Source organism: Dokdonia sp., from assembly GCF_039945015.1.
Taxonomy (GTDB): domain Bacteria; phylum Bacteroidota; class Bacteroidia; order Flavobacteriales; family Flavobacteriaceae; genus Dokdonia.
This window is the reverse complement of the sequence record NZ_JBDUXP010000018.1, coordinates 411,470-425,202: the sequence shown is the minus strand read 5'-3', so window position 1 is coordinate 425,202 and position 13,733 is coordinate 411,470. Positions and strand designations below refer to the sequence as shown.

The window sequence follows — 13,733 nt, the reverse complement described above, 5'->3', positions numbered from 1 at the left end:
TTAAGTTTTATTCTTATTTATTATTTGCCAATAGAATATTCCTAATGGAGTCAATTGACAACTTTCACTATACTTTGCTGCGTGATATAAGTGTTTTTCTCCTACAGGCTTAAGTAGTCCTTCTGCTAAAAATTGTCTAAAGTGCCCCATGATATGTTCATTCTTTTGGTCTTTAGGTTCAAGTTCAGGATCATAAGAAGGGTCTAGATGATATTGATAATTAGATTTTGGAAAATAATTAATGATTTCTTTAAGTGTTGTTATATCTATTTTAGGCTTATTATTCCGTATTGTTGCCATGGCAGAAGTATGTGTTTTGAAAACAGGTCGCTGATCCCATGGACCTAATATTTTTTCTGCATAATTATATAGACTAGCAGGAGTAATATCCCCTAAAATATCTGCGGCTCCTCCTTTAAGTCCTTCAACTAGAATACTGGTAAATAAACCTTCTTTAGTTGCTCTTTTTTCTACAGCATATTGATCATGAAGACTTGCAGTAAGGATAGACACTCCTTTTCTCAACATAGCAATATTGTCATTAAGAATAGGTGCAGCACCAGCATTTCCGCCATGACAACAATCTAGAATAATAAGTATTTGTCTGATATTAGTTGCTTTGTTAGCTAGTGTGATAATATCACTTACTGTAACTCCTTCATTGTGTTGTACTGCATCTTGGGTTACTAACAGTCCTCCTAGTTCATTATACATCCCATGTCCAGAAAAATAAAATAACGCCATATCTGCTTCTCTTGAAAAAAGATCTTTAATATGCTCCATTAACTTATGTTTGGTCACTCTCTTTTTTTTAGAAGACACTAGTTTTTTACAGTGAAAATTAGTTGTCTTGTCATAATGCTCCTCTAAAATGGGTGCTATATTATGTACATCGTTTATACAGCCTTGTAATGGCGCCCATGTATAATGATCTATTCCTACAAGTAATGCTCTTCTCATATCAGTTTTATTTTGAATTAAATTTTGAATTAAATTTTTGAATGGCTTTAGTTAGTTTTTTATGTTGTTCATCATAAGAATCTTTAAAAAAAGAGTTGCCTTTTGCATTGATTTGTGCTAGGTTGAGGTATGTGCTTTCATCATTTAGATCTCCTTTACTATAGGCAACTTCTGCTAAGGTTTGGTAGATCCAAACTTTATCTTCTCGATCCTTAAAGTTCTTAAGAGCTATTATTTTTTTACATAACTCTTCTACTTTTTCTCCTATTTCTAAGGCTTGCCCGAAGTGGGCAAATGCTTTAAGTTTGTTGTCCATTTGTGAGGCCCTAAAAAAATGTAAAAAAGAGAGGTTAATACCATTGTAATAATCTTGTCTGATATAAAACCCTCGGCTATAATTCCATAAGGATTTTTTAAAATAAATGTCTTCCTTCGTGAGGAAATAGAAACGTTTATATACAGCTCCAGCTAGCCCTAGTGTTTCTGTATCTGTAGTAGTTTCAAGTCGTAACTCTTTTTTTAGAATGTCTAGAGCAGTGTTGAGTGCTGCTTTTTCATTGGGTTGTTTCCATTTATAAGTAATCAGGACACGACGTTGTCGTATAAAATTGTCATGAGGATATATTTCCATCGCTTTTTCTAAATATTTTAAGGCCATTTTATAATCTTGCCTTTGTTTTGCTTCTTCGGCAAGCTCCATAAAATCAGAAACAGATGTATCTTCCTCTTTTATTTCTTCTTTGATGTCTTTTATTTCTTGATCAGTAAAAGAAGGAGATTCTAGCGTAGGTAGATAGGTGTAGATTGGACTGTCTATTTCTGGTTTTTTAAGTAATCTTTCTACAGTTTCTGTTAGGTGTAATTTGAATCTTCTTGATTCATCTACTCCTATATCTTTGCCTAAATGTTCATATTTATGGATATAATTATGATTTAGATCAAACGGAAATTCAGTGCCTTCTTCTGCAATAAGAATTGTTGTGTTTTTCTTGAGTGCGTGTCGTATCCCTAGTTCATAGAGTGCATTTGGATTTAAAGTAGATAAGTCTGCCACGACAAAGTCTGCTTTAAGTATATTGCTATACATTACTTTATCTATATTTCCAGAAGGGGGGCGATCATCAGCTCTAAAGCAGAAAAACCCTAAATCTTCAAATACAGGTTTAATAATGTTTTTATAGGTTTTATCAAGATTAAATGTTTGGCTGGTTTTGTAATTGGTTTTTTCGCCAAATCCCATAATGACAAAGCATGTTTTTTCTTTCATAACTTATAATTGATTGATTTTAAGTACATTCAAAATTCAATCAATTTAATAAACTATAAAACCTCTAAATTACTGATATTTGCCTCCTTGTTTTTGAGGATACATAGTGTGAATAAAAAGTATACGCTTTCGCGAAAGCGTACTAAAACTGGAAACCATTTTATGTAATAATGTAGTTTAGGTATATCCTTTTTCTATAGCATATTTTACAAGGCCTTTTGAGTTAATTACTCCTGTTTTGTCAAGAAGATTGCGACGGTGTGTTTCTACCGTAGATGGCGCAATAAAAAGCATTTTAGATATTTGAGGTGTTGTTTTGCCATCTGCAATTAATTTGAGGACATCAATTTCTCGTTTTGTAAGTCTGACCTCTTTCTTTTTTTCATCATCTTTCATGTCGTTTATAATAGACCTTGTAACAGCTTCACCAAAGTATTCTTCTCCTGAGATAATGACTTTAATTGCAGTTACTAACTCTTCTTTTCCTCTATTTTTAAGAATATAGCCATGTGCTCCAGTAGCGATAATTGCTTTGATATATTTTATATCGTTATGCATGGTCAGGATTAATACTTTTACTTGTTGGTAATGTTCTCTTATTCTTTTTGCTGCTTCTAGTCCATTCATTATGGGCATATCAATGTCAAGAATAACAACATCAATTTGAGTTTCTCTCAAGCGATCTAAGGCTTCAATGCCATTGGTAGCTGTTGAAACAATTTCTAATCCTTTCTCTACTTTTATTAAAGATTTAAGCCCATCGAGGATAAGTTCATGGTCATCTACTAGTAATATACGTATGGTGTTTTGGCTATTCATCTATAGGTATTTGTATGGTTATGGTTGTGCCGTTTCCTTTTCTAGAATCTATATTTAATTCGCCTTCTAGTTCTTCTACTCTGGTTTGAATATTTTGTAAACCCATTCCTTTTGTAACCCGTTTACTATTAAAACCAACACCATCATCTATGGTCATAACATGTATGCCTTCTTTGTTTCTTAAAATTTGAAGTGTCATTTCAGTAGCTTTGGCATGTCGCAATATATTACTTACGAGTTCTTGGACGATTCGATATACATTAAGTTCTACTTTGCTATCCAAACGATCTTCTAAGTTATGATCTACATATTCAATATCTATTTGGTTAGCCGTTTCAATAGAGGTAACAAGGTCTTGTACTGCTTGAGAAAGACCAAAGTTAGAAAGTATTCCAGATGACATATCGTATGCTATTTTACGAATTTCTTCGCAGGCATCATCTAGTAAATTATTAGCCATTTGATAGTTGTTAATTTCTTCTGTGTCTAATTGTTCTAAATGTTCTTCTACGGTTTTGAAATGAATCTTTACTACGGATAACTTAATTCCTAAACTATCGTGTAATTCTTTTGCTATGCGTTTTCGCTCACTATCTTGAGTAGAGATCATAGTATTAATGGATTTAATCTCTTGATCTTTTATTAGGTCATCGATACTTGCTTTCTGTTTAGAGACTCTTTTGGAGAAATAGTATATAAGACTTAACAAAAAAATCCCTCCCGTAAGTGCTATAATAAGCGTGCGCTGTTGTTTGTTGTTGGCTGCAATTTTGGCAAGATTGGCTTGTTGTATTTCGAGAAGAACTCCTCTTTTCTTTTCTTCTTCATATAGTACTCGGAGTTCAAAAGCATTTTTATAACTGGATTCAATACTGTCTCTTAATGCATTATATTTAGTATTGTAAGAAACAGATTTATCATATTCTTTTAATATGTTAGAAGTTCTTATTAGATTTCTAAGCACTGGTAATTGTGCAGTTGGCTGATTATTTTGTTGTGCTTCATTCAAACTTTTGTGATAATAGTCTAATGCTTTTTGATAGGCTTTTTGTCTAAGCATTAGATTTCCTATGTTATTATAAACTTCAGCACTAGTGTTTAGTCCATTTTGCTTTTTAATGTCTAAGCTCTTTTGATAGTAATTTAATGCTTTTTCTAAATCATTTTTCTTTTCATAAACAATACCCATGTTATTGTAGAGTACGTCTATGTTATTATGATTTTTAAGATCTAGACTTTTTTGATAGTAATTTAATGCCTTATCTAAATCAGCTTTAGCTTCATACACAATACCAAAGCTATTATATACTTTGGAAAGGCTTAAATTATTTTTTAAATTTTTAAAAAGTGTTTCGCTTTTTTTTAGATGACTAAGTGCTAATTCATAATTTTCTAATTCTTCATGAAACCCTCCTAAATTTAAGTGACTATTAGCTATATCTTTTGTATTACCTAAGTTCTCCTTGATACTCAGACTTTTAAGATAATATTCCTGAGCTTTTTTATAGTTACCTAAGTTTTTGTAGGATGACCCTAGATTATTAGCGGCCATTGCCATAAACTTCTCATTTCCTATAGTTTCAAATAAAATAAAACTATTTTCTGCGTGTTTAATGGAAGTATTATAATCTCCTAGTCCTTTATAAATAATGCCTAAATTATTTTGAGTTCGAGCAATACCAAGAGTGTCCTTCTTCTCTTCTTCTAAGAGTAAGACCTCTTTATAAATAACGCTAGCTTCTTTATAGCGATGCTCATTAATATAGACAGCACCTATCCTATTTAAGCTAGTTAGGTACCCATCTTTATAATTTAAAGAATCACTTATATGCCTTGCTTTATTGGCATAGTTTAAAGCTTTAATGATGTCAATGTCTTTATTTTCCCATGCTAATTCATTATAGGTGTCTACCTGTTGGTATATGGAGTTTTGCTTGCTTAAGGATAAAAGCAAACTGTCAATAGTTTTATTTTGCCCATATAATAAACATATAGGTGTGAAAAACAAAAATAGTAGGTATGTCATTTTCTTTGTAAAGGGTGATTTGGGAAATCGTATCTTATTCATAGAAAAGGCTTTACATAAACTAAAGATAAGTAAAGCCTTTTAATTATAATTGCTTTTAGAGAAAACTAATCTTCTCCTTTTGGAATATTTCCACTACCAGGTTTGATTACTTCATCAGCATCTTCGTGTTGAGTTGTTGATGTTGGTCCTGTGGTTGTCGTTGTAGTGGTAGTGGTTGTCGTTGTTACCGTTTCTGAATTTGAATCATCCATTCGCATGTCGTGTAACCCCTGATCTGTTTCTTCTTGTACTTTGTCTTCCATGATTTATGTTATTAAAATTTAGACATCTAAATTCTATATTTCTATTTCCAAATTCTTCCCCAGAAAAACTTGTTTTTATATCCTCATTTCTGGGGAGAGAAAAAATCATTTTAAGTGTGTAACTACAGAAACAAGATTCCATATAGATTGCAGTTCTAGAATCTTAAAAGGGAAAAGTAATATGAAAAAGAGGAAGGCATTTATAAGTTATCATCATAAAGATGTAGCATTCTATCATAAGTTCATATCACTTACTCAACATACAATAGTTAATAAATCTGTTATAGAAGGCGCTATAGGAAGTAATATACATGACCAAAATATCAAAGAATTTATTCAACAAAATAACCTTAAAGATGCTACAGTATTAGTAGTTCTCGTAGGTGCGAAAACCTATTCTAGAAAACATGTGGATTGGGAAATTTCTGGAGCATTAAATAGAGGTGTTGGAGATATTTATGCTGGATTGTTAGGTATTAGGTTGCCTTCGCATTCTGATCATGGAATAGGTGACCATAAATATAATGCTAATAATATCCCAGCTCGCTTGGTAGATAATTTAGATTCTGGATATGCTAAGATTTATGATTGGTCAGGAGATAGGAATGCTTTGGAAAATTGGATTCATGAGGCATTTTATAGAAGAAACTCTCATGGGAATAAAAGAATTAATAGTCGAGCTCAGATGATAGAGAACAAATAATAAAAGGAGTATGGGAAAGAAAACATCTAAAACAAAAGTAGTTGTCTTAGGAGGAGGAGTTATTGGGATAACCACAGCGCTTATCCTTAAACTGCACGGATTTAAAGTGACAGTTGTTTCTAAACATAATTTTGATAAAATATATAGTGAACAGCTTTCGGATCGTCCTCCTGAATTGGCAAGTATTCATGCAGCTGCTTCTGTGATTCCTCATTCTGTTGACCATCCAAGCGAAAAAGAAATATTAACAATTTCTCAAAAGTTTTTTCATCGATTGTCTTTTTCCGCAGGCTTTGGAGTGCGTGTGCAACGACATTATGAATTGTTTGAAAAATTAGTTTCCCCTCCAGAATATGCCAGAGTTGTTAAGGATTTCACCTTACTAGACTCAGAAGGGACTAGTTGGGTAAATGATAAAAGTATTCCTAGAAGAAAAGGAGCAGATGGTGTTTGGGGTTGGTATTTTAATGCCTTTTTCGCTGAAGTACCTACCTATATGAAGGCTCTATATGAATTGTTTGATGGGAGGTTAAGAGATGACATAGAGATTCGTGATATAAAAGAAATTGATGGTATAAAGGAGACTGATGTTATTGTAAACTGTATGGGACGTTGGGCAGTAGATATCTTTAAAAAAGATAGAAAGAATACAAAAATCATTCGTGGTCATATGGTAAAAGTAGGAATTCATGAGGTACCGCGAGATGAACGAGATCAGTACTTCTCTTATAATTATGCACCTGACTTAAAGGTGTATTCAAGGAGCCAAAACGATGATGGTGTTCAGTACGATAATGAAGGGAAATTAATCAAATTTAAAGCAGATGTATACTTCTATCCACGTTCTGATGGATGGCTTTTGGGAGGAAGTCGGCAAGTAGGGGATCCAGATATAGGAGAAGCTTGGAGAGCAGAAGATGAACAATACAAGGGCGAGTCTTATAAAAAGGATAACTGGGAATTAGAAATCCCAAAACCTATATGGACATTGAATAGGGAGTTATTGTTAGATATTACGGGGCTTGATATTGCTGATGAAAAATATAGAAGTCACTCCTATATAGGATATCGTTTTGGTCGAAATCCAATTCGAATTGAAAAAGGAGACGAATTGAATGATAAAAATAAATTGCTGATTCACAATTATGGACATGGAGGAGCAGGGTATACGCTTTCATGGGGAAGTGCCTACGAAGTCTTAAGAATTATAGAGCAAGAGTTAGATCCTGAAATAGAAATTGATAGGACCTCTGGAATGGCAAAAAATTATTTTGATTCTATGAGACAAATATTAATCGATTTGGTTGTAGAAGAATACATAGATCGCAATCGAAAAAAATTCACACCCTTAGCAGATGAAAACTAATGAAATAGAAAAATTACTCGATCAATTAATGATTGATAGTAAAAAAGCAATTGCTTATTACAGTAAAATGAGTAAACAGGCAAAAACAGCTGTAGATAAAGAGTGGGGGAAATTTTGGTTATATAAAACAGAACAAACACTACTCAATTTTAGTGAACGTATGTCAACTCTTACTCGTAATAAAATGCAGGTTTCAGACCCTACTATAGATCCTTTGCCATTTTGGTTAAGTATTATGGATACCGTGCAAGGATCCATAAAAACTACCAATATTGTTAATGTTCAATCGTATGGAAATATTTTGAACAATGAATTATTGTTAAAGCAGAAAGAAGTTGTTGAGAAAGGTATTGAAATTCATCGCGTGTTTATTTATGATCAAAAGAACAAACGACAAATAAGTCAATTAATTTCTACCCTTTCAACTCAGTTGCTCTGTGGCATAAAAGTCTATGTTTTAGAAGAATCTATTTTTAGAAGTGATAGAATATGGCAATCTAATATAATTGAAAAAGAAGATTTTATGATTATTGATGATACATTTATTTATGAAACATATTACGACAAAAAAAATCAATCGTATCGAAATAATCTAATACAAGATGCTAAAGAATTATCAATTAAAAAGGGAATTTGGGAAAGGATTGTAGAAAATTCAATCAAGGTAACTTATGGAAATGTCAATAAATTTAATAAGGTAATATAAAATGGAAAAAGTTAAAGTGTTTATTTCAAAATCTGGAAGAGATGGAGGACATGTTGCAACCTTAATTAAAAATTTCTTGAATAATCATTTTTCTGAATACGTGAATGTATTTACTTCTGAAGAAATAGCTATAGGAGTAAATTGGAAAAAAAAGATAATTGAGGTAAAAGAAATGGATTGTTTAATAACACTTTTAGATCATTCATTTATGGATTCAGAATGGTGCAGATTTGAATTTGGCTGTTTCGTTGGAGCCCAGTTAAATGAAGAGAAAATAGAAAGCAACTTATATCCAATAAAAATTGGAGATTTTTTTGAGTCAGATATTATTAAAGATTACCAAATAAAAAGTTTTGATGAAGATTTTTTTAAATCCTTATTTAAAAGAATATATGAAGATTTTAATATTAAGCAATCTGATAAAAGATATAAATTATGGTCTGAAGATGTTAAGCAACTCATAGATGACTTTAATAAAGGAATCTCCGACTCTGAAAACTCATATGAAAATATTGATATGTTTCATAAATCTATAAATGTTGACATTCATAAAGCAGGTAAAAAAAACAACTTAGGTAAAGAAGGAATTACTATTTATAAAGAATATTGGGGATATGCTTCCGATTTATCTATAACATCACATTTAAGTGATATTGGAAATGCATTGAAACAAAGTGAAAGACCTAATCTTCACGACAAAGGCAACTGGAAAAACATCTGGAAAGATATCGCTGAACAGCAAGTAAAAAGTTTGACCAATAATTTGACTAAAATTAATGGAAGAACAATTAACATTTTTGATACTTATCATATAACTCATTTTTGGACAAAAGAGATTATGACAAGAGTGTCACAAACTATTTGGACAACAAATTTACGAGGCACTAATGGTAGAAAAAATAAAAATGAGTTTATTGATGTACAAAAAAAGGCTATAAAAAGAGGAGTTTCTATCTCGAGAGTTTTTGTCTTTTCTCCAGAAGATAATCAAGATTGTAATGATTTAAAGAAAGTAATAAAAGAACAACTCGAGGTAGGAATCCTTGTATATATTATAACTCAAGAGAATTTTAATAAAAGCATAGACAATGCTGTTCATGAGACAACTATTCTTGACTTTATGATTATTGATAATCAATATGCTTATAAAACCATTATTGACAGAGAATCTTACTTTATTAAGGAGTTAAAATTCGAGGATTATGATAAAGAATTAGATAAACTAAACTCTACAAAAACGCAAATTGAAAAAGAGTGGATACCTATTAAGAATATCGACGATCTAAGTGGCTATTTGAATTAATAAAAATCAATTATTATGACTAGCGAATCACATAAATCGTATGCCGGACTAGTAGATATTGTCGGAGGATCATCAAACCTTAACAAAGGCTTTGAGCAACTATTCCATAAAGTAATTGAGGGGAAAAGCAATGTCTATCAAGATATTTGTATTATAGATACTTTTTTTTCAGATACATTACACGATGACGTATTAAAATTTATTCTTGAGAAATCGAGAGAACTTGATTTTTCGGTTAAAATAGTTTTATTAAATCCTTTTTCTGAATCTGCCATAGAGAGAGCAAAACATCTAAGTAATAGATCTAGAATTAATCGAATCAATTTAGGATTATCTAAAATTAAAAAAGCTTTAGGAGGGTTAGGTGATAAGGAGCCGGAATACTTAAGTAAATGTAGGAATAAGAATTATATATTTAAACAAATTAAACAGATTGAAAATCTTAAAAATGAAAATAAATATATAAATCTTGAATTACGATTTACTACTGTAGGCCGTTTTCCATTATATCTATTTGGGCAATATGCTTGTTCTGGTCATTTTTTAGATTTTGCCTCAGCTTCAGAATCTCCTTGGTGTTTTTGGGTGAATGACATTAATGAATCTGAAGATCAATATTCTAATTTTATCAATCATTTTGACGAAATATGGAGAGAGTCTTTTAAACTAGATAAAGAGCACTTTAAATCTTCTGCAAAAAAATCGTTAAATGACATTTTTAAACCTCTTAAAAACAATAAGGTTTTTATAGCCTATCACGATGATAACTTAAAGGATATTGTTAAGTCTATTTGTCGAGATCAAAAATTTATTCCTAAAGATTATAATACAAGTGCTCAATCTAAGTCTTCAGATGGTATTATTCCTAATATTATCAAAGAGATGCTTAATGAATGTAGCGCTGCTATTATCATTTTAACCAAGGATGAACAAATTGAAGGAGAATGGCGCCCAAGGCCTAATGTTTTAATAGAGTTAGGATTAGCACAAGTAAGATTCCCTAATAGAGTTTTATGTTTAAAGGAAGAAGGGGTATCTATTGGCTCCAATATGAGTGGTCATATGATACCGACTTTTATAAGAAACATAAAAATAGGAGTTCAATTAGAAGATGCGATAAGTCGTTTCCTTAGAAAATTAAGAGAGTGATGGAGAGAGAAAAGGAGCTTAATGATCAGTTATTATATATTGATCAAAAGATGTACCCAGATAAAGTAAAAAAGACGATTACCTTTTTTGAAAAAAATAAACTTGATTTTAAACTATCTAGAAACAAAGAAGCTTTTAGTTGTGTTGATGCAGCACAAAAACGATATAGAGATGGTGAAGTGGGAATACCTTTAAAAGATGAATTAAAAACATATTTCGGAGAATATAAAGTTTCAAAATACGAGAAACATCTTATTTTGATAAATCTGTCAGGGCAAGATCGAATCGATTTTAAAAAAATTCGATCGATACTCAAAATATCTAAAGGTATACGTTTGGCAAGTAAAGAGACCATGGAGTTATTCAATATAGAATATGGGCAAGTAAATCCTTTTTTAATCCATGAGCTTTTTTATAACTCTAAAACCTTTAACGTATTTGGAAGCTTGACTGTTTTATTTGATAAAGATTTGCAAATTGAAAAATCTACGATGATGACCAATGCTGGTGAGTTGAGTTGGGGTATAGAATTTAGTCTTGTAAATGTAGTATATTCTTTTTCTGAAGTTATATACGATAAATCATTTATAAAGATTATAGAAGATGAAAACTAAAAAAAACATATTATTAATTACGACAGGAGGTACTATTGCAGGTGAATACGCAAATAAGAAAGATAATCAACCTACAATTCAAGTTCAAAAAATAATACAAACTTCTTTAAAAACTATTGAACTTGAGACCAATATAAACGTTAGTATTGATGTATTTGAATTATGTGAAGTTGATAGTTCAGACATTCTTCCAGAACATTGGATTGCTATTGGTGATAAGATATTTGAAGAGTATGATCAATTTGATGCATTTATTATAACTCATGGCACTAACACATTAGCATATACAGCTACGGCACTTTCTTTTTCATTTGAGAATTTAGAAAAATCAATAGTACTAACGGGTTCACAAATACCTTATGGGAATTCTGGTTCTGATGCAGTAATGAATCTAGAAAACTCTATTAGAGTAGCGATAGGGATTTCTCCTTCAATAAAAGGTGTAGTAGTTGTATTTGGAAGTCATATAATATCAGGGGTAAGAGCAAAGAAAATTACCGATTTTGATTATGATGCTTTTAAAAGTTATACTGCTTCTAGTATTGGTAGGATCGGTCGAGAAATTATGATTAATGAATTACATCTAGCTAAGCATGTATCGTATCTAAAAAAGTCAACGTCTACTATATCAGAAAACAAGTTGATTAAAAATAATTGTTTTGATATGCATGTAGTTTCACTTACGGAGTTTCCTGGAATGTCTTCAAGTGTCTTTAAGGCCTTAGTAGAAGAAAATAATACGAGAGGTTTTATTTTAAGATCTTTTGGAGCTGGAGATGTAAGTAATAATTTAGAAAAAGGGCTTCAATATTTAAAAGAAAAAAAAATACCTATTGTCATTACCTCGCAAGCACCTAATGCAATAAGTAATTTTCAGGTAAATAAACCAGGGCTACGATTGTATAAAAATAAATTAGCAATCCCTGCTTGGGATATGAGTATAGAATCACAAACGGTAAAACTTTCTTGGTTATTAGGACAAAACTATTCCTACTCAGAAATCATGGAAGAAATGATTATAGATTATAGAGGAGAAATACATGTAGAATTAACTAAAAAAAAGTATGATGACATTTGAACAAAAAGCCATTGAGTTAGGATGTAAAATAGAGCCTGCAAAGCAAGTAAAAGGAAAACCCTTAAAAGCAGTCCGAACAGGGAATTTAGTATACACATCAGGACAACTCTCAATAAAAAATGGGATAGATATTAAAGGTAAAGTTGGCGAGGACTTAACGATAGCAGAAGGTCAGGAAGCAGCAAGACAGGCAACTCTTAATTGCTTATCGGCTATTAAAACTGTTATTGGGTCACTGGATAAAATTACTAAAATTGTAAAAGTATTAGGAATGGTAAATGTTTCTAATGACTTTAATGATTCGATATATAATGACACTTCAAAAGTAATTAATGGTTGTAGTGACTTGTTGTATGAAATTTTTGGAGAAGCAGGAGAACATGCAAGAAGTGCTGTTGGGATGACATTGCCTAGAAATTTTGCAGTAGAAATTGAAATGATTGTTGAAGTGAAATAATTCTATTTGTAAGAATGTTTCAATAGATATTGAATAACTCTCTTTACAAGCTTACCCACACGTTATGCAAGTGGAAAGATTAATTGTATATTTCAACTATAATTAATCTCATATGAAAACGATTTTTACTCTTTTATTAGTCCTTATGTCTTTTACAGTAGTAGGGCAAATCTTAACAGCAAATGAACTCCTAGAAAAGACAATAGCGTATCATGATCCTCAAGGAAATTGGGAAACATTTGCGGAAGAGTTTACAGTGTTATTAGAAACACCTGATAAAAAAGAACGTAAAAGTGTGATAACAATTGATTTGCCTAAGCAGTATTTTAATGTATCTACAACACAAGACGGAAAGGTTAGTTTTCGCGAAATAAGTAATGCAAACTGTCGCTTTTCAAATGAAGATAGTACTACAACTGAAACTACAACTTCAGATGAAGCCTGTGCGCGTACAGTCATGTTTAAAAATTACTATACGTATCTCTATGGACTCCCAATGAAGCTCAAAGACTCAGGAACTCATATTGATCCTACTGTCCAGAAAAAGACGTTTAAAGGCAAGGAATATTTGGTGCTTCGTGTAACATACGATCAAGAAGTTGGTTCTGATATCTGGCAATTTTACTTTAACCCTAATACCTATGCGATGGAGGTATATCAGTTTTTTAAAGGTCCAGATGAAAAGACGGGAGAGTATATCTTACTTACAGATGAAATGACAATTAAAGGTGTTAAAATGCCTAAAGACCGTGCTTGGTACTACAATAAAGATGATGGGTATTTAGGGATAGATAAATTGGTGCAAGAGTAAGCTTTCGCGAAAGCGTATAAAAAGGCATTACAACATATTTAACTATTTTTAAAATTGCTTATCTGCTCTTTGGAAACAATTACTTGTTCACCTGTTATATTTACGTTTAAAATAGATAATATAAAGACTTTGCTTTCGCGAAAGCTATATATTGATGATAAAAAAACAC

Annotated in this window: 14 protein-coding genes; 9 read left to right on the top strand and 5 right to left on the bottom strand. The window is 31.4% G+C overall.

Translation table 11 applies throughout. The annotated features are described in order from the left end of the window. From ABJD27_RS13475 to ABJD27_RS13455, 5 genes are all read right to left on the bottom strand, one after another. Entirely contained in the window at nucleotides 1-960 is a 960-nt protein-coding gene (locus ABJD27_RS13475; RefSeq protein WP_348170047.1) for a caspase family protein, read from the bottom strand. 7 nt (nucleotides 961-967) lie between these two features. Then, complete coding sequence (locus ABJD27_RS13470) at nucleotides 968-2,227, bottom strand: tetratricopeptide repeat-containing protein (protein ID WP_348170044.1); 1,260 nt, start codon at nucleotides 2,225-2,227, stop codon at nucleotides 968-970. A 177-nt stretch (nucleotides 2,228-2,404) separates the two neighbouring features. Then, nucleotides 2,405-3,046, bottom strand: coding sequence for a response regulator transcription factor (locus ABJD27_RS13465; RefSeq protein WP_348170041.1), 642 nt, complete (start codon nucleotides 3,044-3,046; stop codon nucleotides 2,405-2,407). Then, complete coding sequence (locus tag ABJD27_RS13460) at nucleotides 3,039-5,000, bottom strand: sensor histidine kinase (RefSeq protein WP_348170038.1); 1,962 nt, start codon at nucleotides 4,998-5,000, stop codon at nucleotides 3,039-3,041. The genes ABJD27_RS13465 and ABJD27_RS13460 overlap by 8 nt, the downstream gene beginning before the upstream one ends. 179 nt (nucleotides 5,001-5,179) lie before the next feature. After that, entirely contained in the window at nucleotides 5,180-5,377 is a 198-nt protein-coding gene (locus tag ABJD27_RS13455) for a hypothetical protein (protein ID WP_348170035.1), read from the bottom strand. 181 nt (nucleotides 5,378-5,558) lie between these two features. On the opposite strand from ABJD27_RS13455, the gene ABJD27_RS13450 reads away from it, so the two are divergent. The 9 genes from ABJD27_RS13450 (at nucleotide 5,559) to ABJD27_RS13410 (ending at nucleotide 13,564) form a co-directional block, all read left to right on the top strand. Then, a complete protein-coding gene (locus ABJD27_RS13450; RefSeq protein WP_348170032.1) occupies nucleotides 5,559-6,080 on the top strand; it encodes a TIR domain-containing protein in 522 nt (173 codons plus the stop codon). Nucleotides 6,081-6,090: 10 nt separating this feature from the next. Continuing rightward, entirely contained in the window at nucleotides 6,091-7,446 is a 1,356-nt protein-coding gene (locus tag ABJD27_RS13445) for an FAD-dependent oxidoreductase (protein ID WP_348170029.1), read from the top strand. Continuing rightward, nucleotides 7,436-8,152, top strand: coding sequence for a DUF6879 family protein (locus tag ABJD27_RS13440; protein ID WP_348170026.1), 717 nt, complete (start codon nucleotides 7,436-7,438; stop codon nucleotides 8,150-8,152). Before ABJD27_RS13445 ends, ABJD27_RS13440 begins: the two co-directional genes overlap by 11 nt. Nucleotide 8,153: 1 nt before the next feature. Next, nucleotides 8,154-9,455, top strand: coding sequence for a TIR domain-containing protein (locus tag ABJD27_RS13435; RefSeq protein ID WP_348170023.1), 1,302 nt, complete (start codon nucleotides 8,154-8,156; stop codon nucleotides 9,453-9,455). A gap of 15 nt (nucleotides 9,456-9,470) precedes the next feature. Then, nucleotides 9,471-10,604, top strand: a complete 1,134-nt coding sequence (locus ABJD27_RS13430; protein ID WP_348170020.1) for a TIR domain-containing protein — start codon at nucleotides 9,471-9,473, stop codon at nucleotides 10,602-10,604. Then, nucleotides 10,604-11,218: a YbaK/EbsC family protein gene (locus tag ABJD27_RS13425; protein ID WP_348170017.1), complete on the top strand. Its 615-nt coding sequence runs from the start codon at nucleotides 10,604-10,606 to the stop codon at nucleotides 11,216-11,218. Before ABJD27_RS13430 ends, ABJD27_RS13425 begins: the two co-directional genes overlap by 1 nt. After that, nucleotides 11,208-12,296, top strand: coding sequence for an asparaginase (locus ABJD27_RS13420; protein ID WP_348170014.1), 1,089 nt, complete (start codon nucleotides 11,208-11,210; stop codon nucleotides 12,294-12,296). The genes ABJD27_RS13425 and ABJD27_RS13420 overlap by 11 nt, the downstream gene beginning before the upstream one ends. Next, the gene (locus ABJD27_RS13415) at nucleotides 12,283-12,753 is read left to right on the top strand and encodes a RidA family protein (RefSeq protein WP_348170011.1); all 471 of its coding nucleotides are present in this window, start codon (nucleotides 12,283-12,285) and stop codon (nucleotides 12,751-12,753) included. The genes ABJD27_RS13420 and ABJD27_RS13415 overlap by 14 nt, the downstream gene beginning before the upstream one ends. Before the next feature lie 112 nt (nucleotides 12,754-12,865). Next, nucleotides 12,866-13,564 (top strand): DUF6503 family protein, encoded by a 699-nt coding sequence (locus tag ABJD27_RS13410; RefSeq protein WP_348170008.1) that lies wholly within the window; start codon nucleotides 12,866-12,868, stop codon nucleotides 13,562-13,564. Nucleotides 13,565-13,733 lie beyond the last annotated feature (169 nt).

Excerpts from the sequence above, each read along its gene's own strand:
- ABJD27_RS13415 (WP_348170011.1), top strand. The coding sequence starts at position 12,283 with ATGATGACATTTGAACAAAAAGCCATTGAGTTAGGATGTAAAATAGAG.
- ABJD27_RS13450 (WP_348170032.1), top strand. The coding sequence starts at position 5,559 with ATGAAAAAGAGGAAGGCATTTATAAGTTATCATCATAAAGATGTAGCA.
- ABJD27_RS13475 (WP_348170047.1), bottom strand. The coding sequence starts at position 960 with ATGAGAAGAGCATTACTTGTAGGAATAGATCATTATACATGGGCGCCA.
- ABJD27_RS13430 (WP_348170020.1), top strand. The coding sequence starts at position 9,471 with ATGACTAGCGAATCACATAAATCGTATGCCGGACTAGTAGATATTGTC.
- ABJD27_RS13445 (WP_348170029.1), top strand. The coding sequence starts at position 6,091 with ATGGGAAAGAAAACATCTAAAACAAAAGTAGTTGTCTTAGGAGGAGGA.
- ABJD27_RS13435 (WP_348170023.1), top strand. The coding sequence starts at position 8,154 with ATGGAAAAAGTTAAAGTGTTTATTTCAAAATCTGGAAGAGATGGAGGA.
- ABJD27_RS13420 (WP_348170014.1), top strand. The coding sequence starts at position 11,208 with ATGAAAACTAAAAAAAACATATTATTAATTACGACAGGAGGTACTATT.
- ABJD27_RS13440 (WP_348170026.1), top strand. The coding sequence starts at position 7,436 with ATGAAAACTAATGAAATAGAAAAATTACTCGATCAATTAATGATTGAT.
- ABJD27_RS13455 (WP_348170035.1), bottom strand. The coding sequence starts at position 5,377 with ATGGAAGACAAAGTACAAGAAGAAACAGATCAGGGGTTACACGACATG.
- ABJD27_RS13425 (WP_348170017.1), top strand. The coding sequence starts at position 10,604 with ATGGAGAGAGAAAAGGAGCTTAATGATCAGTTATTATATATTGATCAA.
- ABJD27_RS13410 (WP_348170008.1), top strand. The coding sequence starts at position 12,866 with ATGAAAACGATTTTTACTCTTTTATTAGTCCTTATGTCTTTTACAGTA.
- ABJD27_RS13465 (WP_348170041.1), bottom strand. The coding sequence starts at position 3,046 with ATGAATAGCCAAAACACCATACGTATATTACTAGTAGATGACCATGAA.
- ABJD27_RS13470 (WP_348170044.1), bottom strand. The coding sequence starts at position 2,227 with ATGAAAGAAAAAACATGCTTTGTCATTATGGGATTTGGCGAAAAAACC.